The organism is Nostoc sp. LPT (assembly GCF_017115165.1).
Classification (GTDB): domain Bacteria; phylum Cyanobacteriota; class Cyanobacteriia; order Cyanobacteriales; family Nostocaceae; genus Nostoc.
Genome location: NZ_JABXKF010000024.1, coordinates 125,756 through 146,833, shown reverse-complemented (window position 1 = coordinate 146,833; position 21,078 = coordinate 125,756). Strand labels below are relative to the sequence as shown.

The following is a 21,078-nucleotide window of genomic DNA, read 5'->3' as shown; positions in this document are numbered from 1 at the left end:
GCGCTTAAGCGCTCACTATGAGCTTATTTTTCCTCAATATACCTCTGCCACATCTGTTCGTAAGCTTTTTCCATCTCACAAGTAAACTGCTTGGCATTCCATAGCGGTGCTGTGTGCCTTGATTGACGCAATTTCCAAGAAATTTGCTGTCGCAATTTTTCATCTTTACCCAAGCGCACACCCCACTCTAGGTATTCATCTTCACTCCAAGCAATGCCTTCTGTTACACCTACGTTCATCATCATGGTGTAGCTGTTGCGGGCTGCAAATTGCTGTCCAACTCTTGTTACCATAGGTATACCCATCCAAAGGGTTTCTAACGTTGTTGTCGCTCCATTGTAGGGATAAGTATCAAGAACAACATCTGCAAGCCCCAAGTTAGCACGGTGAATCGCTTCAGAAGGAGCATTAGGTAAAAATCGCAGTTGAGAGAAATCAATACCTTCTTCTTCTGCAATACCCTCAAAAAATTCTTTGGATGATTCTGGATCAGCATCACCTTTAATCAAAAGATAACTATTGGGTACTTCTTTGAGAATTTTCAACTGTAATTGCAGGTGTTCCTGATGCCTTTTATATCCCTTTTGAGTCATAAAATAAACTATGGCATCACTAGGAATATCTAAGCTTTCCCGTCGTAAATTAGGTACATCCACCTCAAAACCATCAACAGCTATATAAGTTTGAGGTAATCTCCAAATCGTTTCTCTGTAATAATCCTGTGCTGATTCAGGTAAAACATAAGGATCAGCAATAAAATAGTCAATTGATGGTAATCCTGAAGCATCCCAACCCAACCAAGTTACTTGTATAGGGGCTGATTTTATTGACATCAACTCACAAGAGTAATCTAGAGTAATACTATCTAAATCTACTAAAATATCAATATCATCTGCCTGGATTTTATCCCATATATCATAGTCACGAATTCCAAATATATGAAATTTAGATGATTTGTCAACAAAATTATTTTTTGTAAATTGTTCTACGATATCTATATTGTGCAGAAAATAACTATGTATTTTAAATTTTTCTAGATTATGATTGTGAAAAATCCACCGACATAACCAGCCTACAGAATGTCTTTTTAAGCAATGAGAAATATAACCTATATTTAGAATTTTTTTATCCTTATCTCTACTCTGTTTGCGAAATTGCAATAACTTATTTTGTCGCTCTGCAATTTCTAGACGATTTTGAATAACATTAGCTTGGCATAAACTAGAAATTTCATTTTGAAACTTGCGGTTTTTTTCAGGATTGTCATAAATATATGGCAAGAAAAAGCCTGATGCAAAAAGTCGTGTAGTAACCGCTATATCAAGATTATTAGGTTGTTCTTGAATAAATTGTTTGGCAAGTAATACTTGCTGATCTAATTCAGAACATACCTCTTTCCAATAACTGCCCGCTGTCATTAAACCTCTAAGAATTAAAGCATTGGCACAAATTTTTTCAGCCAATGTATTAACTAGATCATAACATTTTTTTGCTGTTTCTATACCTTGTGTATATTTTTGAGCATTTTGGTAAAAGTTAGCCAATGTTACGAGAATTTCTCGCTGTTCTATTACTTTATCTACAGGAACTAGCTGCCAACAAATTTCTGCAAACCGTGATGCTAATTCCGGTTTTTTTTGAAATATAGCAATTTCTAGACTTTCTAACATTACCGTCTCAATGATAGTTGTAGTATTAGGGAAATACTTAATAGCAGCCTCTACAAAAGTGAATACTAATGTTTCTTGGGATGCATAAATTAGAATATTTTTTACAATATTTAAAAGTAAATCTATATCATATAAAGTTGTTTGTGTGGGCAATAAATTAATTATTAATTCTAACAAAGGATGAATATCTTCATTAGAATCATGCAATTTAATCGCAATTTCAAGAATATGTAGCAAGTTCTTGATATCTTCGGGAACAATTTCTCTGATATGTTGACGAATTCCTAAGGCAATTCGATAGTCTTCTATAATTATCCGACGTTTAGCTTCAGTTTCTAAAACTTTTACTAGTTCTGCCGTGTATAATTCTTCTTCTTCACTTTCTGATAAGACCATCAACCAAGTCATTTGTGCCTCAGTTTCTTGCCCTTGCAACAGCAACATTAGTCCTAAATTCCAATAATAAGATTTAATATCTGGCTCTCTTTCAATTGCCTGCTCGTAAAGAGTAGCGGCTGCACTATAGTTTTCTGCAATTAGGTATTGTTCTGCTTGTTGCTGCCAACTATGGTTATTAGGAAAAGATTGCTCTAATGTCATATTACATTTTCTACTTTTCAAACAATTTAGTTTTAGGAAATTCCAATTTAAATAATCTGCAATTTTTCGGGTGTGTTACGTTGCCGCTTAAGCGCAGCCATACCCACACAGCTATAATACACCCTAAATCTATGTCTAAGAGGATGTTTGAAAAGTCATGATTGATGTATCAAACATTTTTTACCCCTCCCCTTATAAAGGGGAGGGAACCGGATTTTTCTTGTTTCCCCCCAATACATCGGGGGGACTAAGGGGGGTAACAATGCAATTGAAATCACAGCCAATCAATTTTCAAACATCCTCTTAGAGTCTCTGTAACAATAATCATAGTTAAAACTTTTAAGAGTTAAGAATATAACCTTTATGAGGTGGCATTCTTAACTCTTTTGGAATTGTAATATTTGTCGCAAGTATGAGTGATATGTTGATTCTTATTTAAGGAGTTTTGCGCTAGTGGTGCAAGTGCTTCCGCTAGTCAAGCCACTACCACTCACTTCTACATCTTTAGCTTCACAAAGGTAAGAAATACTAGTTAACTCTGAGTTTGTTCCTACAGCTTGTAAGTAAACTCTACCGCCATAATTTCTCAAGCCTTTGATGTTAGACTGCAAATCTGAATAGGTTGTAGCGTAAGCAAGAGTAGAACCTGAAGCCGCAGTGGTAGTAGTGCCATAAGTATAGTTGGAAGTTGAGGTTTTGATACCAATTCCTAAGTCATCAACTGTACCTCCAAAGGAGGAATTTTCTGTATAGTAAGCTTGTTGTCCTCTGTTTATAGAACCAACATAGGTTTTGGCTTCAGATTGCTTGGCTTTATTTGCTTGGTTGAGGAAAGAAGGTAGAGCGATCGCAGACAAAATACCGATGATGATAATTACTACTAGTAATTCAATGAGTGTAAAACCCTCATCTCCTTTCTTTTTGTCAAGGATGTGTTGGAGAAACTTGGCTTTTAGTTCGGTTTTCATAAGTGTTTTCCCAGGGGTAGGGGTTGCTTGGGTGTTCTAGATGTAACTTACCCAGATGCGATCGCTTTCCTATCACCTCCAGAAAAAAAGTTTGGGGAAATACAGTTATACAATCCAAAATCCCTGCATCCCAAATGACACAAACATCACTGAGCCAATGAAGTTGAGCAAGGGCGAGATTCTCAACTTCGATTGTGGGAGTGCCTTATTCAAACTCAGGTGGCCACAGTTCTGATATTGCCAGTTCCCAACCTGGCAGCAAGTCTGGCAATATGAATGTGTTGCCATTCTCCAATACCACTGGAGTTTGGTTTATTCGATAAACCGTTACTGTCAATTTGTCAGGGTCGATCAACATACCGACTACAGACCCAAGTTGCAAGAATAGCTGAATCTTCTCTTCAAGCGGTTTGATTCTGTCACTTTTAGATTTAATTTCAACCATCAAGTCTGGAACTAACTCTACAAAGTCGCGCTTGGTCTTCTTCAGCTGATCAGCCCGAACAAAAGACACGTCAGGGGCACGCAGGTTTCTTTTTTCCGAGTCGTCCTCTTCTATTCTAGGTAATATGAAGCCTGCGCTAGAGCCAGTCACTCGCCCTAGCTTGCGCGACATTACCCAAATATTCAAGAAGGTACTCAACCGAGTGCCAATTTCCTCTGACTCGTAATCTGATGGCCCCATAACTATAATTTTCCCTTCTACCAGCTCCATCTGCCATTCTGGATGCTCGGTTTGTAGCTCCTCTAAGTCTGTAATGGTGAGAGACATAATATTACAGAAAATACTCTTATATATATCATAAGTACCGCACTCTAAGAAAGCTACAATGTATTGTATTTAAAGAAAAACGGCTTTCTAGTTTGCCATTAGTAGCATCAATGAAAACGGATGTAATTTTTTATGAACTTATCAAGGAACTACCACAAATATTTTTTGAACTTATTAATAAACCTGAGACTAATCCCAATATCTACACATTTATTGCACCTGAAATCAAACAACAATCATTTCGTCTAGATGGCTTCTTTGCTACTATCAAGGGATTTGAAAATGAACCCTTATATTTTGTAGAATTGCAAACATACAAAGATGAAGAATTTTACGAACGACTTTTTGGGGAAATTTTTGTTTACTTTCGTCAATATAAACCAGCAAACTCAGACTGGTACGCAATTGTTATCTACAACAAACGCATTCATGAAACCCCACCTCATCCGCGCTATCAGGCTTTAGTAGAACAACATCTACACTGCATTTATCTGAATGAACTTTCTGCTAATGCTGAAGATTCCTTGGGAATAGGAATTGCCAAACTATTTGTAGAAGTACCTACAAAAGCTACTTCCTTAGCCCAACAGCTCATCACTCAGGCACGAGAGGACTTGCCCGATGAAAATCTTCAAAAGAAAGTGCTAGCATTTATCCAAGCAATTGTATTTTATAAGTTTCCCAATCTTGCTTTAGAGGAAATTGAAGCCATGCTTGATTTAGATGAATTCATAAATACTCGATTGTACAAGAGTATCTTAACAAAGACAAAATTGAAATTAGTCTCAAAATGTGTTGACAAAGGTATGAGCATTCAAGAAATAGCAGAATTTTTAGAACTCGATATTGAAATTATCAGGAAGTATCTGCAAGAAAAGTCTTAGCGGTTAAGAGGATGTTTGGCAAGTTTTAAGCGCATAGTAGCGTAGGCATTTTGCGATCGCTCCCCACTTGCGTAGCCAATCGCAATTTATTATGCTATATTAAACGTAGTCGTTATGAGTTCGTATATTTGCATGACTAACCCAACTGTAGAAAACTTAGTAATTATCGGTTCTGGGCCAGCAGGGTACACATCTGCCATCTATGCTGGACGCGCTAACCTGAAACCCGTTGTCTTTGAAGGTTTCCAAGCCGGGGGATTACCTGGTGGACAACTAATGACAACCACAGAAGTTGAGAATTTTCCGGGATTTCCTAAAGGAATTACCGGGCCGGAACTGATGGATCAAATGAAGGCGCAGGCGGAGCGCTGGGGAGCTGAACTATATACTGAAGATGTTATATCAGTTGACTTGAGTCAGCGTCCATTTACAGTGCGATCGCAAGAAAGGGAAATTAAAACCAACAGCATTGTCATTGCTACTGGTGCAACTGCAAAGCGTTTGGGTTTACCCAACGAACATGAATTTTGGAGTCGAGGTATCTCCGCTTGTGCGATTTGCGATGGTGCGACACCGATTTTTCACGGTGCAGAATTGGCTGTAATTGGTGCTGGCGACTCAGCGGCGGAAGAGTCAATTTATCTTACCAAGTATGGTTCCAAGGTAAATATGTTGGTACGCACCGATAAAATGCGGGCTTCTAAAGCCATGCAAGACCGCGTTTTGAGTAACCCAAAAATCCAAGTGCATTGGAACACAGAAGCCGTAGATATCTTCGGTAATGGTCACATGGAAGGGGTGAAAGTCCGAAATACTAAAACTGGTGAAGAGAGCCAACTGCACGCTAAGGGTTTATTCTACGCAGTTGGTCACAGTCCCAATACCTCTCTATTTAAAGGACAATTAGAACTGGATGAGATAGGTTACGTTGTCACCAAGCACGGTACTGTAGAAACCAGTGTAGAAGGCGTTTTTGCTGCTGGTGACGTACAAGATCATGAGTTTCGGCAAGCAATTACGGCTGCGGGTACTGGGTGTATGGCGGCGATGTTGGCAGAACGTTGGTTGTCATTCACTGGTTTGATTCAAGAATTCCATCAACAGCAAGAAACAGCAGATAATGAATTAGAACATCAACCAGCCAAAAAGACTGAAGCCGAGGAAGAAGCTGGATTTAATTTGGATGGGACACGCCATCAGGGAGGTTATGCTTTACGGAAATTGTTCCATGAAAGCGATCGCTTACTCCTTGTTAAATACGTCTCTCCTGGTTGTGGCCCTTGTCATACCCTGAAGCCAATTTTAAATAAAGTGGTGGATGAATTTGACAGCAAAATTCACTTTGTAGAAATTGACATCGACAAAGATCGAGATATTGCTGAAAATGCTGGTGTGACAGGAACGCCAACGGTTCAATTGTTCAAAAATAAGGAACTTGTGAAGGAAGTCAAAGGCGTGAAGCAAAAGAGCGAATACCGCCAGTTGATTGAAAGTAATCTTTAGGGATTGGGGATTGGGGACTAGGGATTGGGGACTAGGGACTGGAAACAGGGGACTGGGGACTGGAAAATAATTCTAACTGCTAATACCCAATTCCCAATACCCAATCCCCAATACCCAATACCCAATACCCAATCACCAATCACCAATCACCCAGTCGAGTACCGTACTCTTCTTTACCCTGCTGTTGGGAACGAATAAAACGACAGTAACCGTTAAGACCTTTTTCAATCCGGTCTTTAAGCTGACTGACCCAGTTTAATTGTTCTGTGTTGCAGTAGCCCAAGCTCTCAGCAATAATAAAGGCACTTTTGGTTTCAGTCAATGAGCCGCGAGCAATGTACATAAAACGCAATCTATCTAAGTAGTGATAACGTCCATAGCCCTCAGCTATGTTCAGTAAAACACTGCAAGCTGCTCTTCGTAATTGATCGCTCAAATTGTAACGCTCACAACTCGGCAAATTATTGGCTAATCGATAAGCCGCTTTTAGCAGCTTGAGGCTATCTTGGTACAAGTCTAAAGACTCAAAGCCTCTATCTTGCATATCATCCCAATCTAAAGTCCCTCAATTTTATGGGACATTTTTACCAAATACCCAGTCCCCAGTCCCCAATCCCCAGTCCCCAATATGTAAAATAGTCAGCGTATCTTGCTTGATCCAGGCGATCGCTCTATGGCCATTACAAAACGGCGACTACCGACATTTTTACAGTTTAGCAAAAGTCTCAATCTTTCCCAAAAACTCATGTTCATCGGGTTAGCCATTACCCTATTTTTCGTTTTCCTGGCATTCTTCGCTCCTGTATTCCAGGCTTGGGGATGGCTGCAAAACCCGAAAGATTTTCTCTCTAATCCAATTCACGAGCCACCCTCAGCTAAACATTGGTTTGGTACTAGTCGCCTGGGCTATGATGTCTACTCCCGGACATTGTTCGGCGCTCAAGCTGCTTTGCAGGTGGTGATTTTGGCAACGGCGCTGAGTATGATTATCGGTGTGCCTTTGGGGATGTTGAGTGGTTATCTCGGCGGGAAATTGGATAAGGTGTTGCTATTTATTATGGATAGCATCTACACTCTACCGGGGCTACTGCTATCTGTGACATTGGCGTTTGTGGTGGGGCGTGGGATATTAAATGCAGCGATCGCTATTAGCATTGCCTACATACCCCAATATTACCGTGTTGTTCGCAACCACACCGTGAGCGTGAAAACTGAAGTGTTTATCGAAGCTGCTCAAGCAATGGGTGCTTCCACTTGGGTTGTGCTTTCCCGTTATCTGTTTTTCAACGTCATTCAAAGCGTACCCGTCCTATTTACACTCAACGCCGCTGATGCGATTTTGGTGTTGGGCGGTTTAGGCTTTTTGGGGCTAGGACTCCCTGAAGAAGTGGCAGAATGGGGACATGATTTAAAACAAGCCTTAGAAGCTCTACCTACTGGCATTTGGTGGACTACCCTTTTCCCTGGTTTAACGATGACATTGATGGTGGTAGGGTTATCACTACTTGGTGAGGGGTTAAATGAATTTGTCAATCCCCGATTACGGAGAGAAAATAGAATCCGACAGTAATCATTGGTCATTAGTCATTGGTCATTGGTCATTGGTCATTAGTTTTAGACAAAGGACAAAGGACAAATGACAAATAAACAATAGAGAGATTTGTATGAAAGATAATCTAACGTTAATTGCTGCCGCTACTGGCGGGTTTATCCTTTCCGTTGCTCTTGCTGGTATCTTAAGAGGTGCGCCAATTACAGCTTGGCAAGAGCAATCGAGTTTCCGCAGCACGACTTTTGCTAATTTACAGAAATCGGAGTTGAAAGCTGCGCGTCTTCTCCCAAGCGGAGACACTATGCGAACAGATCGAGGTTGAAAACGACTCGCGCCCAATAATAGGGAATAGGGAATAGCTGTTCACCAATTACCAATGCCCCTCAAGAGTGCTGAGTCATCAGTGCTGTTAGTGGAAGCGGGGCGTTTAGCCCGTGCTGAGTTGGAAATCTCGCTTCTTTACTCAGGACTGGGAAAAGAGGAACTCGGAACTGTTTTGCCCAATGACAAATGACAAATGATAAATGATAAATGACAAAATTCAAGTAATTGGCATTGATGTCGGGGGAACAGCAATTAAGCTGGGGCGTTTTGCAGCTGATGGTACTTGTCTCTTATCTTTGACTGTGGTATCTCCTCAACCAACAACGCCGGAGGCTGTGCTGGCGGTGCTGGTAGATGCGATCGCTCAAATCGATCCAGATAATCAAGCTGTTGCTATTGGTGTTGGTACTCCTGGCCCATCCGATGCCGCAGGACGCATTGCCAAAATCGCGATTAACTTACCTGGATGGATCGATGTGCCTTTAGCAGATTGGTTAGAAACCAAAACTGGCAAACCGACTGCGATCGCAAATGATGCTAATTGCGCTCTTTTGGGAGAAGCTTGGCTGGGAGCCGGTCGCCACTTTCAAAATCTGATTCTGCTAACTTTAGGTACTGGGGTTGGTGGCGCAATTATCCTTGATGGCAAACTATTTATTGGACATCAAGGAGCTGCTGGAGAATTGGGTTTAATTTCCTTAAATCCTGATGGCCCAATTTGTAATAGTGGCAATCGAGGCTCTTTGGAACAATATGCCTGTGCGACTGCAATTCGCCGCCGCACTCTCAAGGAACCCATCGAATTGGGTTTTCTTGCCCAACAAGGAGATGCCGCAGCATTGACTTTTTGGCAAGAATATGGTGTTAATTTGGGAATTGGTTTGACGAGTTTGATTTATGTACTCACACCGCAAGCGATCGTGATTGGTGGCGGTATCAGTGGCAGCTTTGAGTTTTTCTTACCAAGTGTGAAGGCAGAAATAGAGAAGCGAGTGCAGCCTTTATCACGAGCGGGTTTACAAATATTGCCAGCCGAGTTGGGCAATTTTGCTGGGATAGTAGGTGCAGCAAAGTTGGCATGGCAATGCTATTCAGGATTTTAGATTATGGTTCAAACAATCCCAGCTAGAGACATTAATCTTTAGGAATTAGTAGAAGAAAAATTTGCTTTGGAGCTTGCTACAGACACCAACTTTTTTAAAAAATAGACAGAGAACTTAGGATTGCGGATTAAATAAGACTTGAATAAGCGTTATGTGATGTCAGAAGATGCAGTAAAGATGTTTTTCTGGCAAAAATCATAAAAAATGAGTATGTTATTCAAAACCAAAGCCAGTCCAATGGCTAAAGGCTTTAAGAATCAGCAAAGAGTCAAGCAAGCTTTTACCGTAATGCTAATAAGAGCTAGCCATCGCTACGTACTAGTGGCATTGATACTCAGCTTGATAATTCTTGCCTGCATTAACATCTTAAAATCTAACCAATCCTTAGTCACTGAGTCTCCTATTAACAGTAAAGTTCTAAAGATTTGGTCAGATAAAGGTTATACTTTGGAAGAGGATGAAGCGCTCCAGAAGATCATTCGTAACTGGGAACAACAAAGCGGCAACAAAATAAAACTTACTTTCTATACTAACGATGAGTTGCCACAAAAGACTCAAAGGGCACTTCAGGCAGGTAATTCGCCCGATCTTGTCATAAATAGCAGTGCTGAGAGGGAGCTGTATCCACGTCTTGCCTGGGAAGGTAAACTGGCAGATGTCTCTGATGTAATTGAGCCAGTCAAAAGTATTTATTCTGAAGGTGTGCTGGAAGCAGTTCGTTTATATAACAATGTTGATAAAAAGCCGAGTTACTATGCAGTCCCAATTAATCAATTAACAATTCACATCTTCTACTGGCGAGACTTGCTAGAGCAAGTAGGTCGAACTCAAAGCGATATTCCTAAAGAGTGGGATGTCTTTTGGGAGTTTTGGAAACAAGTGCAGGATGATCTGCGGGCACAGCAAAAACAGAATATTTATGGGTTAGGCTTTCCTTTCTCCACTGGGTCTACAGATACCTACTACTTATTTGAGCAGATTTTAGACGCATACAATGTCCAAATTTTAGACTCCAAGGGTCAACTTCTCCTCAACGATCCTCAAGTGCATCAAGGTATTGTTGAGAGCTTAGAGTGGTATGCGAAATTTTTCCAGCAGGGTTACGTACCACCAGATGCAGTAAACTGGTTAAATCCAGACAATAATCGCAGCTTGCTCAATCGTGGCGTGGTTATGACGCCTAACTCCTCGCTCTCAATTCCTGCTGCCGTCCGCCAAGATCCTGACACCTATCGTCACAAGCTTGGTATCCTAGAATTTCCGAACAAACCCAATGGTAAACCGATGCGCTACTTAGTCTCGGTTAATGAAATAGTTTTGTTTGCCGAGTCTAAAAACCAAAAGGTAGCTAAGGACTTTCTTGCGTATTTAATCAAACCTGAGATAATAGGAAACTATCTTAAAGCTACTGGAGGTCGGTATCTACCAGTAATGAAACCTGTTTGGAAAGACCCTTTTTGGACAAATCCAGCAGATCCTCATCTTTCCACTGCAACTCAAACACTGACTAAAGGTCTAACTCGCCCATTTTATATTGTTCAAAATCCTGCTTACAGCCTAGTTTTAGAAGAGAATGTTTGGGGTAAGGCTCTCAATCAAATAGTTGTCAATAGCATATCTCCAGAAGAAGCAGCAGACATAGCAATTGAGCGAATAAAACAAATTTTTGACGAATGGCAGTGAGCTATATGCAATTTTAAAATTAGCACCTTACTACTAAAGTTACAATTGTTTTTCTTAGATAACTCTACAAAAAAGATGATTCGATAGCTAGGCTAATTAAGCAAAAACTTCCACAAACCATTTTTTAAGATTGGGAAGACAGTAAATCTGTTTTTCAACTTGCTACACAGTAATTTCAAGACAAAGAATATCCTGTTGCTTTCTTAACGTATTTCACAACTTTTTCATAAGATTCAGCATTACTCACAGGGTTGATAATAATAGGAATAGTGCCATCTGGCAACCAAAAAGTTATCCTGCCGTTCGGTTCATGACAAAAGGAACTGATGCAGTTGAGATTAATTACATATTCATTTTTTTCGTAAATTATTTTTACCCAGTGGGCACAATCTAATTCTAATCCTGTCACACATTCTAAATAATCGAGAATTTTTTGATAGTCTTCCAGGTTACTTTGTGGGTTAATTACTATGGGAATAGCACTATCGGGTAGCCAAAAAGTAACTCTGCCATTCAGTTCATAACAAAAAGCATGGACACGTTCAAAATTTACTACATATTCTTTCCTTTCGTAAAGGATTTTCACCCAGTACGCCACAACATCTCCTCAAGTCCGAAATTTACGAATGATGCACCCTATATGTCCAAATCTGCTGAAGCCTTAAGTTAATGTTGTAATTAATTTTGTTAGCGCAGCGTTAGCGAGTCCTCTCCCAAGGGGAGACGCCAAGGGCGAACGAGCGTCATTTTGAATTTTTATGACACCTCCAATGGCGTTGGTGTACTAGATGTCGAAAGAGAAAGAGCGATCGCTGTTTGAATGAATCCTTTAAATAAGGGATGAGGTGTACTGGGGCGTGATTGAAATTCTGGATGAAATTGGCAAGCAAGAAAGAATGGATGCTTGGGTAATTCCACAATTTCAACTAAACGTCCATCGGGAGAAGTACCACTAATCGTATAACCAGACTTTAACAACAAATTGCGGTAAGCATTGTTGAACTCATAGCGGTGTCGATGTCGTTCATAAATTACATCTTCTTGATAAAGCTTAAAAGCTAAAGTATCAGGGAGAACACGACAAGGGTATAGCCCTAAGCGCATTGTACCCCCTAAATCTACTACTTCCTGCTGTTCTGGCAATAAATTTATTACCGGATCAATTGTGTAAGGGTCAAATTCAGCACTATTGGCATCTGTTAATTCCCCTACGTTTCTCGCCCATTCAATCACAGAACATTGCATACCCAGGCATAAACCCAAGAAGGGAATTTGGCGATCGCGGGCGTATTTAATCGCGGCAATTTTACCATCTACTCCCCGAACCCCGAAACCTCCTGGCACAACTATGCCATCAACACCCTCAAGATAATTTTCGGCTGGTTCAGTTTCCAAATCTTCTGAATTCACCCAACGCAGACGCAGTTTGCCATAAGTGGAGATTGCAGCATGGTTCAGCGCTTCCACTACAGATAGATAGGCATCACTTAACTGCACATATTTACCAACAATGGCAATTTCTACCTCGTGCTTGGGACTATGTAACCGTTTTACCAGGGTTTGCCACTGCGTCAAATCTGGTTTACGTTGTTGCATTTGCAGCAAGTTCAGCACTTGTTCTGCCATTCCTTCTCGTTCTAGATTCAGCGGTACTTCATAGATACTTTTGGCATCTTGGGAAGTGATAACGCATTCTTCCGGCACATCGCAAAAGCCCGACAATTTTTGCTTTAATCCCTTGGGTAAAGGGCGATCGCTTCGACAAACTAAAATATCTGGTTGAATACCAATGGATCTCAATTCCTTAACTGAATGCTGTGTCGGCTTAGTTTTCATTTCACCCGCAGAGGCAATCCACGGCACCAGAGTTACGTGCATATACAGCACATTCTGCCGTCCCACCTCTTTACGGAACTGGCGAATTGCTTCCAAAAACGGCAGTGATTCAATATCTCCCACCGTCCCGCCAATTTCTGTAATTACTACAGAGGGATTTGTACTTTTAGCAACTCGCAGAATCCGCTCTTTAATTTCATTGGTAATATGAGGAATTACCTGTACAGTACCGCCATTGTAGTCTCCGCGCCGCTCTTTATTGATGACTGCCTGGTAAATTGAGCCAGTAGTCACACAATTTAAGCGCGACATTGAGGTATCGGTAAAGCGCTCGTAATGCCCCAAGTCTAAATCTGTCTCCGCACCATCTTGGGTAACGAATACTTCCCCATGCTGAAAGGGACTCATCGTGCCAGGATCGATATTAATATAAGGGTCAAGTTTGAGAATCGACACCGAATATTCGCGCGACTTGAGCAAACGCCCTAGACTTGCTGCTACAATGCCTTTACCAATACTGGAAACTACGCCTCCAGTAACAAAGATAAACTTAGTCATAGTAGTTTGAATTTCTAACAACTTCTAAAAATACATCTCGTCATTGTGCCACAGTTGTTGTGGTGTCATCTTCTGTGATTTGCTGTGAAAAAACTTCTAGGATTAGTAATATTAGGCTTTATTCTCTCCTCCTCCATAGCATTGGCACAGCCATCTCTTATAGTCATTTTTCCCCAGACAAACTACCAGACAAGTGCCCAAAAAATATTCTTTCTGGGCACTGCACCACCAGATGGTCAGGTTTTGATCAATAGTAAGCCAATCACCCGCAGCAAAGCTGGTCATTTTTCCCCTAGTTTCCCCTTGCAATTGGGGGAGAATCTTTTTACTGTGCGTCGCCAGAATCAAGAACTTAAGATTAAGGTGATCAGGCTTAACACTAGCCTTGAACTACCACAGGGGGTAGCCTTTGCGAAAGATTCCCTGACTCCCGCAGTTGACATTGCCAGATTACCGGGAGAAGTAATTTGTTTTGGCGCGATCGCACCCCCTAACGCCAATGTCTCTGTAACCCTGGCTAATCAAACTATTGCCCTTTTACCGCAACCTCAACAGGCAGAACTACCAAGTAATTTGGCAGCTTTGACAGGGCAAAATCAGCCTCATGCCCAGTCTAACGTAGGCAATTATCAAGGTTGCACCACAGTGGCAACAGCCGCCGATCTGGGAAAACCTCAATTTCAACTGACGCTTGACGGCAAGACGATAACTCAACCAGGATCTGGTAAGATTGAAATCCTCTCAAGAGCTCAATTGCCAGTTTCTGAGGTTACAGTAGAGTCAGGCGTTGCTCGTACTGGCCCTAGCACCGATCATTCTCGACTCACACCACTGCCCAAAGGCACACGCGCAACAGTGACAGGTAGGGAAGGTGAATGGTTGCGCCTAGATTATGGCGCTTGGATTAATAGTAAAGAAACCCGTATTCTACCTGGTGCAGTTCCGCCACAAACAATAATTCGCAGTGTCGGATACCGTCAACTCCCTGGTGCGACAGAGATAGTTTTCCCCTTACAAGTTCCCGTACCTGTGAGCGTGCAACAAAGCGAGGGTGCTTTCGCTCTCACTCTCTACAATACCACTGCCCAAACGGACATAATTCGCCTGGATGATGACCCCCTAATTTATCGCCTAGACTGGCAACAGGAAGCCCCAGGACAAGTAAAATACACCTTTAACCTCAAAAAAGCTCAACAGTGGGGATACAAGCTGAGATACGACGGTACAACCCTGGTTTTGGCTTTGCGTCATCCGCCTAAAATCGGGAACACAAGACGCAAGCTTTTAGCTAATTTCAAGATTGTACTCGATCCAGGGCATGGCGGTAAAGAAACTGGTGCCAGTGGCCCAACTGGATATTTAGAAAAAGATGTGAATTTGGTGGTATCCAAGTTGCTGCGGGACGATTTGGTGAAGGAAGGAGCAACGGTGGTGATGACGCGGGAGGATGATCGCGAACTTTCTCTGGCAGAACGTCAGGCAATTATTAGTAAAGAAGAACCATGCATCGCTATTTCTATACATCACAATTCCTTGCCCGATGATGGCGATGCCGAAAAAATCAAGGGATTTGCTGCTTTTTGGTATCAACCCCAAGCGCACAACCTGGCAATATTTTTACAGAATTATGTAGTCAAAAAACTTGGCAAACCTTCTTATGGTGTGTTTTGGGATAACCTGGCGTTGACACGCCCAGCAGCTGCACCATCGGTGTTACTGGAATTAGGTTTTATGAGTAATCCTGATGAATTTGAGCAGATAGTGAACCCAGAGGAACAGAAGAAAATGGCTGATGCGATCGCTCAAGGGATTACTGAGTGGTTTATGAGTGTTAAATAAATTTGCAGATACAACAACTAGTTCCTCATTGTATTTGGTAGAGTGCGATCGCCTCCGGCAGGGCGTAGCCCATCGCTATTTTTTAGCTAGTTGCTGCTCAATGTTGCGATCAGTCTTTGTTCAAGCTTTTTGACTATGACCATAGCATGATTGTTAAGAGTTGCTTAGATTTTGGGAATCCTATAGATAGGTCATCTCATACAACATAGCCAGTTAGTCATGTGGATGTAATTGTTAAGTTAAAACAACAGATTTGTATTTTGTTGAAAAAGCTATTTTAAATAACATCTTAAAACTTTGTTTTCAAATAAATATGGAAAATTATAATCAAGTTTTGCCAAACGATTTGAGTCATGAGAATAGATTAAAATGCGATTTTACATATTGGACTAGAGAAATTCGGGTAAATAGAAATGATGCTAATGCTTATAAAGAACGAGCTAGCGTTTGTAATTTACTAGGGGACTACCAAGGAGCAATAGAGGATTATACTCAAGCAATTTGCATAAATCCAAATGATGATAGTGCTTATTGTATGCGAGGTCAGGAACGCAGAAATTTGAGAGATGACAAAGGAGCAATAAAGGATTACAACAAGGCGATTGAGCTAAATCCAAACTATGCTTATGCATATTATTTACGAGCAGAATTGCACTACCAGCAGAGCAATTACCACTAGCTAGTTCTATGGCAATCAATGGAGGTATATATTCTCGCCACAAAACGTATGAGCGGCGGTTTTTGCCATCTAGCCTTGGTGGTACACCAGGGACATAAAACCAGTCCGGTGCTGCTGCTCCTTTTTCTGGCGGATCGGTTTCTCGCCAGTAAATACCGCAATCTTGACCAATGCAATACTGTCCATCTGGATGTAGATTTTGCAAAACCTGAGTAATTGAGTCTGTAAGAATGATGGTTTGGGGATGCTCTTGAAAATTTTTCACAAAAGTACCATCAGACTCTGGTAGTTGAGTGTGATCGGGAAACTGGGGTGGTATGGCAATATCAGCAAGTGTTTCACTCATACTTTGAAAAGTATTGCAGCTATTTATATAGTCCTTTACGCTTCCCATCAGGTATTACCAAGTAGTATAACACCTTGCTATATCTTGATTTCAGTGCTTCTACCCTGCCAGAACCGCTTTGATTGCGGGTAGAAATATATGAAATCTTATATTTTGAAACTGTATGTATTTTAAAATAGGCGGGATTGTGGGTGCGATCGCTATTTTATTGAGTAATGGTAGTGCGTTCACCGGAGGTGTTGGCGTAGCCATCGCTCAAGATGCAGAAAGATATATCACTGTAGGGCATGATAAATTGGGAAACAGCATAGCTCTGGACACGGAAACGATTAAGGGCACGATATACAAACTTTACGGGATCTATGGAGATGGCATCTTCGAGACTACCTTTGATGCATCATGCAAAGAATCGCGGCTGTTTCGCAATCGCATTGCGATTTACGGGCTAGAAGGACAGCTACTTGAAGAGGATAAAGAAAAAGGAGAAATCCCTTTTGTAGCAAGTTCTTCACCAGGCAAAGGTATGAAAATTGTTTGTCAAAAAATTGGTGCAAGTGGTTGGTAGTTGCTCAATATTTTATAAGTAGGGAATGGGGAATGGGGAATAGGGAAGATGAGGGAGTGAGGGAGATGAGGGGACAAGGGGACAAGGAGATAAACAAAACTCCTAATTCTTAACTCTTAACTCCTAACTCCTAACTCAGCACTCAGCACGGGCTAAACGCCCCGCTTCCGCTAACAGCACTCAGCACTCCTAACGCCCAATGCCCAATTCCCAGCTATAAAAATACTAAGGACAAAACAACGTGTCACGCGTATCTCGTCCTGTAATAGGATTAGTTCCTTTAGCAAGTTTACACAATTTTTTTTGCTCATCGGGACGCAGCAGCGTATCGGTAAAATCTGCCCCATCAATGATTGCACTATCAAATCTGGCATTAGCAGCAAAAGCACCCTCCAACAGTGCATTTGTTAAATTTGCTCTGACTAAACGAGCTGAGTCTAAAGTGGAATTTCTCAAATCAGAACCCTCCAAATTCGCAGACTCCAAATTTGCTGCAAAGAAACTGACACCGTTCAAATTAGCATGGCTGAAGTTGCTCTGGCGAAGATTAGCTTTAGTAAAGCTAGAGTCTGTTAAATCACGTCCTGAGAAATCAGCCTCAACCAAAATTTCTTTATTATATTCAAGTGCCAAAGCTGTTGGAGTAAAACCGAGCGTTGCAATGATGCCAACTATTCCCCAGAGGAATAAGCTGAGTATACTTGCCCAAATGTGATGGTTTGTTTTACGCTTCAATTCCAACTCAGTACTAGATAAGTCGAGTCTAGAACCCGTTGTGCGTAGGCGTAGCCCGCCGCAGGCATCGCTTAACCTAGAATTCATAGAATTCATCATATTTTTAGTCAATGGCTAACCTTCCTCCATCTCATTATCCAGATATTGGTTCATTAGGAGAAGACCTAGTAGCCCAATGGTTGCAATCTACTGGTTGGGTAATTCTCCATCGTCGCTTTTCTAGCCGCTGGGGGGAAATTGATATTATCGCCGAACATTCTGGAGGAGGTGGGGAGCAGAGGAGCAGAGGGGCAGAAGGGAGAATTCCTAACTCAGGACTCAGCACTCAGCACTCATTATTGGCATTTGTTGAAGTCAAAACCCGCAGTTCAGGTAGTTGGGATACAGGGGGAAGAAGCGCAATCACCCCACAAAAGCAAGCAAAAATCTGTCGGACAGCTGGAATGTTTTTAGCCCAGTGCCCTGAAAAGGCAGATTATTCTTGTAGATTTGATGTTGCTATTGTCTACTGTCAAAGGATATCGAAAAATCTGACTGGGGTTACAGCAAACCAGGAAGCTCTAGCTACTTCATCAGTACCCGGATACAAGTTTAAGCTGCAAGAATACATTCTGGCAGCTTTTGACTCTTCAATTGATAATGGTTAATCGGTAATGGATAAAATATCTTAATTACCTAATAACCAATAATTTTGTAGTGGCGTTACAACCAAATAGTGTCACGCCAAAGTTTCTGGACAGTAACCTAAGCCCCGAACAAACTGTTGCCGGAACGCTTCAATTTCGTCTCTTTCTGGGCTACCATGAGAAACGATCGCTACTTGATAGCGACGCATCACATCCACAGGGCACTGCCCAGCTTCCAAACTCCAAAGTGCCATTTGCACCCTCATTGGCGGTTCGTAGCTAATTCCTAATTCATTTAGAAAAGCGCGAAAGTCGCCATCTTCTTGGGGCGAAACTTGACCTTTGAGTTTGATCCTAACCACCCAGCCATCAATTTGATGAATTACGGTGACGAACGAAACTGGTGTCTGGGGTCTAGCGTGGAGGTGTTGAACGACCCTCAGGGTTAGACTGGCATTTGCCAGATAGTACAAGTATTCCATGTTTGTTGGTGCTTGGGATCAAAGCCAATCCTACATATCTATATTCGTCAATCATTGCCTGTTCCCGGTAGGGTAAAAGCCCCCGTTTTTAGATGGGGAGGTTTACCCAATTTTTATATTAATTTTTCCGTGTTACTTAATAGTAACAATCTTATAGCCTTGCGACCAAACTGAGTAAAGATGCCTTAAAGTTCCTTTAGAAGGGAAAGCTTAAACCAGCTTTTTTAAGAGAGTATAAATACTAAATAAAGCAAAAACTAGTATAAGCCAATTTGAAAGATACTTCTAGCCCACAAGAAAAAGATTTGGAATTAGATTGCTCGGTAGCTGGCTATGACTACAAACTACCTCCAGAACTCATTGCCCAAAACCCAGCAGTTCCTAGAGATAGTTCGCGGTTACTGGTAGTTAATTCTCCCACTACAGGCACCAAAACAGCACCCATACACCACATTTTCCATGATTTGCCTGCGCTGCTGCGCTCTGGTGATTTGTTGGTTATGAACAATACAAGAGTCATTCCAGCGCGGCTTTATGGTCATAAATCCACTGGTGCTAAAATCCAGGTATTGCTCTTGGAAGAACGGCAGCATAACTGTTGGCTAGCTTTAGTTAAGCCAGGAAAAAGCTTCAAACAGGGAGCGAAGATTATTTTTGAACCAAGGCAATTAGGAATTGGGGATTATAAAGATTCTTCCTCAGTCTCCAGCCCCCAGCTAATGGCTACGGTTCTAGAAACAGATGCAGCAACCGGGGGGCGTTTGTTACAATTTGATGTCCCAGCAGAAAAGACTTTGGTGCAACTGTTAGAGGTATTTGGGGAAGTACCGTTACCACCGTACATCACTACCTCAAAAGCAGCTGATGAGCAGTATCAGACAGTTTATGCCAAACAGCCAGGAGCGATCGCAGCTCCGACGGCAGGATTACACTTTACTCCAGAATTATTACAAAAGTTGCGCGATCGCAAAATTAATCAAGCTTTTGTGACGCTACACGTCGGTGTCGGCACATTTCGCCCTGTGGAAGTAGAGGACGTAACTACTCATCAGATGCATGAAGAATGGATTGAAGTTCCCGCCGCTACAGTAGAGCAAATCCGCGCCACTAAAGCTGCTGGTGGTCGAATTATTGCTGTGGGAACAACGGCAGTACGGGCTTTAGAAGGGGCGGCTCAATCTGGTAATTTACAACCATTTTGCGGAAAAACAGACTTATTTATTTATCCCGGCTACCAATGGCGGGTAGTGGATGGTTTAATTACAAATTTTCACTTACCGCGTTCTAGTTTATTGATGTTGGTAAGTGCCTTAATTGGCAGACAACGATTATTGAATATATACAACGAAGCGATCGCTTTTGGATATCGCTTTTATTCATTCGGTGATGCCATGCTAATTTTGCCATCGGCTGTGGGAGTGGAGGAGTAGAGACGCGACGCGAGTCGCGTCTCTACTCCTAACTGCTAAGTTTTTTAAATCGGCAAACGATTAATATTTTTATTGCAACCAATAACAACCATTGCTGAACCACGCTCTAAACGCTTGGTAGCGTCAGGATTAATTTGAAATTTCCCATCCTGGCTTACTGCTAGCAAATTTAAACCGTAGCGGTTACGAAGTTGAAGTTCAGTGATGGTTTTGCCGTGAAATTCATCAGGCACAATCAACTCTACAATACTGTTATCGGGGTCGAGGTCAAACCGATCTAGGATTGCTGGTTTGGTAAGAGTGCGCGCTAGGGCACAACCCGCTTCATACTCAGGAAAAACAACATGATCTGCTCCTACTCGCCGCAATAGTTTACGGTGAACTTCACTAGAAGCTTTAGCAACTACGTGAGGTACACCAGCCTCTTTTACATTTAAGGTGGTTATGATACTTTCTTGAACATAGTTGCCAATCGCTACAATTACAGTATCAAATTCAAAAATTCCAGCTTCTTTAAGTGCGGCTGGTTCTGTAGAATCTAGTTGCAAAGCATGACCAACTATTCCCTCACTTAATGCTTCTGAAACTCGTTTTTCATCAATATCTGTTGCCAGCACTTGATAACCAAAATTGTGCAGTGTGGAACAGACAGACCTTCCAAAACGACCTAACCCAATTACAGCAAATTGTTGGTTATCTTTACGTAAACTGCGAAAAAAACTTAATGATGACAGATTCACCCTTTTTATCCTTATTATGGTTCCCTGTATTTAGGGCAAAAAACGGTTATACCGCTTGAATTAAAAATTTTATTTTTGCCTTCAAATGTATATTTTATCAGTTTAGTCATTCGTCATTGGTCATTAGTCAGTTGTCAATAATTATTCTCCTCACACTCTCTACTCGCTACTCCTTCTTCCTAA

At 41.5% G+C, this 21,078-nt stretch carries 21 protein-coding genes and 1 pseudogene; 12 read left to right on the top strand and 10 right to left on the bottom strand.

Annotated features, from left to right (window positions below; genetic code table 11):
- Nucleotides 1–23: 23 nt before the first annotated feature.
- From HWQ58_RS05340 to HWQ58_RS05330, 3 genes are all read right to left on the bottom strand, one after another.
- Nucleotides 24–2,270, bottom strand: coding sequence for an O-linked N-acetylglucosamine transferase, SPINDLY family protein (locus HWQ58_RS05340; protein ID WP_292858728.1), 2,247 nt, complete (start codon nucleotides 2,268–2,270; stop codon nucleotides 24–26).
- Between the two features lie 431 nt (nucleotides 2,271–2,701).
- A complete protein-coding gene (locus HWQ58_RS05335) occupies nucleotides 2,702–3,238 on the bottom strand; it encodes a type IV pilin-like G/H family protein (protein WP_292858725.1) in 537 nt (178 codons plus the stop codon).
- Nucleotides 3,239–3,443: 205 nt separating this feature from the next.
- On the bottom strand, nucleotides 3,444–4,010 hold the full coding sequence (locus tag HWQ58_RS05330) for a Uma2 family endonuclease (protein ID WP_292858722.1): 567 nt from the start codon (nucleotides 4,008–4,010) through the stop codon (nucleotides 3,444–3,446).
- Between the two features lie 110 nt (nucleotides 4,011–4,120).
- Here HWQ58_RS05330 and HWQ58_RS05325 point away from each other — a divergent pair, with 110 nt between their 5' ends.
- Nucleotides 4,121–4,894 (top strand): Rpn family recombination-promoting nuclease/putative transposase, encoded by a 774-nt coding sequence (locus HWQ58_RS05325; RefSeq protein ID WP_292858719.1) that lies wholly within the window; start codon nucleotides 4,121–4,123, stop codon nucleotides 4,892–4,894.
- Between the two features lie 132 nt (nucleotides 4,895–5,026).
- Complete coding sequence (trxB, locus tag HWQ58_RS05320) at nucleotides 5,027–6,397, top strand: thioredoxin-disulfide reductase (RefSeq protein WP_292858716.1); 1,371 nt, start codon at nucleotides 5,027–5,029, stop codon at nucleotides 6,395–6,397.
- 139 nt (nucleotides 6,398–6,536) lie between these two features.
- On the opposite strand, the gene HWQ58_RS05315 is transcribed toward trxB, so the two are convergent.
- On the bottom strand, nucleotides 6,537–6,941 hold the full coding sequence (locus HWQ58_RS05315) for a four helix bundle protein (protein WP_292858713.1): 405 nt from the start codon (nucleotides 6,939–6,941) through the stop codon (nucleotides 6,537–6,539).
- A 129-nt stretch (nucleotides 6,942–7,070) separates the two neighbouring features.
- Between HWQ58_RS05315 and HWQ58_RS05310 the strand changes: the two genes are divergently transcribed.
- The 5 genes from HWQ58_RS05310 to HWQ58_RS05290 all read left to right on the top strand — a co-directional run bounded on the left by HWQ58_RS05310 (nucleotide 7,071) and on the right by HWQ58_RS05290 (nucleotide 11,059).
- Nucleotides 7,071–7,967, top strand: coding sequence for an ABC transporter permease (locus HWQ58_RS05310; protein WP_292858710.1), 897 nt, complete (start codon nucleotides 7,071–7,073; stop codon nucleotides 7,965–7,967).
- A gap of 94 nt (nucleotides 7,968–8,061) precedes the next feature.
- Nucleotides 8,062–8,271, top strand: coding sequence for a hypothetical protein (locus tag HWQ58_RS05305; protein ID WP_292858707.1), 210 nt, complete (start codon nucleotides 8,062–8,064; stop codon nucleotides 8,269–8,271).
- A 54-nt stretch (nucleotides 8,272–8,325) separates the two neighbouring features.
- Nucleotides 8,326–8,463 (top strand): hypothetical protein, encoded by a 138-nt coding sequence (locus HWQ58_RS05300; protein WP_292858704.1) that lies wholly within the window; start codon nucleotides 8,326–8,328, stop codon nucleotides 8,461–8,463.
- Between the two features lie 10 nt (nucleotides 8,464–8,473).
- Nucleotides 8,474–9,376: an ROK family protein gene (locus HWQ58_RS05295; RefSeq protein WP_292858701.1), complete on the top strand. Its 903-nt coding sequence runs from the start codon at nucleotides 8,474–8,476 to the stop codon at nucleotides 9,374–9,376.
- Nucleotides 9,377–9,580: 204 nt separating this feature from the next.
- Entirely contained in the window at nucleotides 9,581–11,059 is a 1,479-nt protein-coding gene (locus HWQ58_RS05290) for an ABC transporter substrate-binding protein (RefSeq protein ID WP_292858698.1), read from the top strand.
- A gap of 175 nt (nucleotides 11,060–11,234) precedes the next feature.
- Here the strand turns inward: HWQ58_RS05290 and HWQ58_RS05285 are convergent, their stop codons facing one another.
- Entirely contained in the window at nucleotides 11,235–11,657 is a 423-nt protein-coding gene (locus HWQ58_RS05285; RefSeq protein WP_292858695.1) for a hypothetical protein, read from the bottom strand.
- 158 nt (nucleotides 11,658–11,815) lie between these two features.
- On the bottom strand, nucleotides 11,816–13,453 hold the full coding sequence (locus tag HWQ58_RS05280) for a CTP synthase (RefSeq protein WP_292858692.1): 1,638 nt from the start codon (nucleotides 13,451–13,453) through the stop codon (nucleotides 11,816–11,818).
- A gap of 84 nt (nucleotides 13,454–13,537) precedes the next feature.
- Here HWQ58_RS05280 and HWQ58_RS05275 point away from each other — a divergent pair, with 84 nt between their 5' ends.
- Both HWQ58_RS05275 and HWQ58_RS05270 read left to right on the top strand, forming a co-directional pair.
- The gene (locus HWQ58_RS05275) at nucleotides 13,538–15,292 is read left to right on the top strand and encodes an N-acetylmuramoyl-L-alanine amidase (RefSeq protein ID WP_292858689.1); all 1,755 of its coding nucleotides are present in this window, start codon (nucleotides 13,538–13,540) and stop codon (nucleotides 15,290–15,292) included.
- Nucleotides 15,293–15,605: 313 nt separating this feature from the next.
- Nucleotides 15,606–15,971 carry a tetratricopeptide repeat protein gene (locus HWQ58_RS05270; RefSeq protein ID WP_292858778.1) on the top strand — a complete coding sequence of 122 codons (366 nt, stop codon included), beginning with the start codon at nucleotides 15,606–15,608 and terminating at the stop codon, nucleotides 15,969–15,971.
- Here HWQ58_RS05270 and HWQ58_RS05265 read toward each other — a convergent pair.
- Nucleotides 15,955–16,317 (bottom strand): annotated as a pseudogene (locus HWQ58_RS05265) (Uma2 family endonuclease); the annotation flags it as partial. The gene HWQ58_RS05270 and the pseudogene HWQ58_RS05265 sit on opposite strands and share 17 nt — an antisense overlap.
- Nucleotides 16,318–16,480: 163 nt before the next feature.
- Here HWQ58_RS05265 and HWQ58_RS05260 point away from each other — a divergent pair.
- On the top strand, nucleotides 16,481–16,882 hold the full coding sequence (locus tag HWQ58_RS05260) for a hypothetical protein (RefSeq protein WP_292858686.1): 402 nt from the start codon (nucleotides 16,481–16,483) through the stop codon (nucleotides 16,880–16,882).
- A 225-nt stretch (nucleotides 16,883–17,107) separates the two neighbouring features.
- Here HWQ58_RS05260 and HWQ58_RS05255 read toward each other — a convergent pair whose 3' ends face one another.
- On the bottom strand, nucleotides 17,108–17,704 hold the full coding sequence (locus HWQ58_RS05255; RefSeq protein WP_292858683.1) for a pentapeptide repeat-containing protein: 597 nt from the start codon (nucleotides 17,702–17,704) through the stop codon (nucleotides 17,108–17,110).
- Nucleotides 17,705–17,727: 23 nt separating this feature from the next.
- Between HWQ58_RS05255 and HWQ58_RS05250 the strand changes: the two genes are divergently transcribed.
- Nucleotides 17,728–18,264, top strand: coding sequence for a YraN family protein (locus HWQ58_RS05250; RefSeq protein WP_292858680.1), 537 nt, complete (start codon nucleotides 17,728–17,730; stop codon nucleotides 18,262–18,264).
- A gap of 71 nt (nucleotides 18,265–18,335) precedes the next feature.
- Here the strand turns inward: HWQ58_RS05250 and HWQ58_RS05245 are convergent, their stop codons facing one another.
- Nucleotides 18,336–18,725, bottom strand: coding sequence for a hypothetical protein (locus HWQ58_RS05245; RefSeq protein WP_012412259.1), 390 nt, complete (start codon nucleotides 18,723–18,725; stop codon nucleotides 18,336–18,338).
- Between the two features lie 272 nt (nucleotides 18,726–18,997).
- On the opposite strand from HWQ58_RS05245, the gene queA reads away from it, so the two are divergent.
- Nucleotides 18,998–20,155 carry a tRNA preQ1(34) S-adenosylmethionine ribosyltransferase-isomerase QueA gene (gene queA / locus HWQ58_RS05240; protein ID WP_292858677.1) on the top strand — a complete coding sequence of 386 codons (1,158 nt, stop codon included), beginning with the start codon at nucleotides 18,998–19,000 and terminating at the stop codon, nucleotides 20,153–20,155.
- Between the two features lie 44 nt (nucleotides 20,156–20,199).
- Here the strand turns inward: queA and HWQ58_RS05235 are convergent, their stop codons facing one another.
- Nucleotides 20,200–20,895, bottom strand: a complete 696-nt coding sequence (locus tag HWQ58_RS05235) for a TrkA family potassium uptake protein (protein WP_292858674.1) — start codon at nucleotides 20,893–20,895, stop codon at nucleotides 20,200–20,202.
- Nucleotides 20,896–21,078 lie beyond the last annotated feature (183 nt).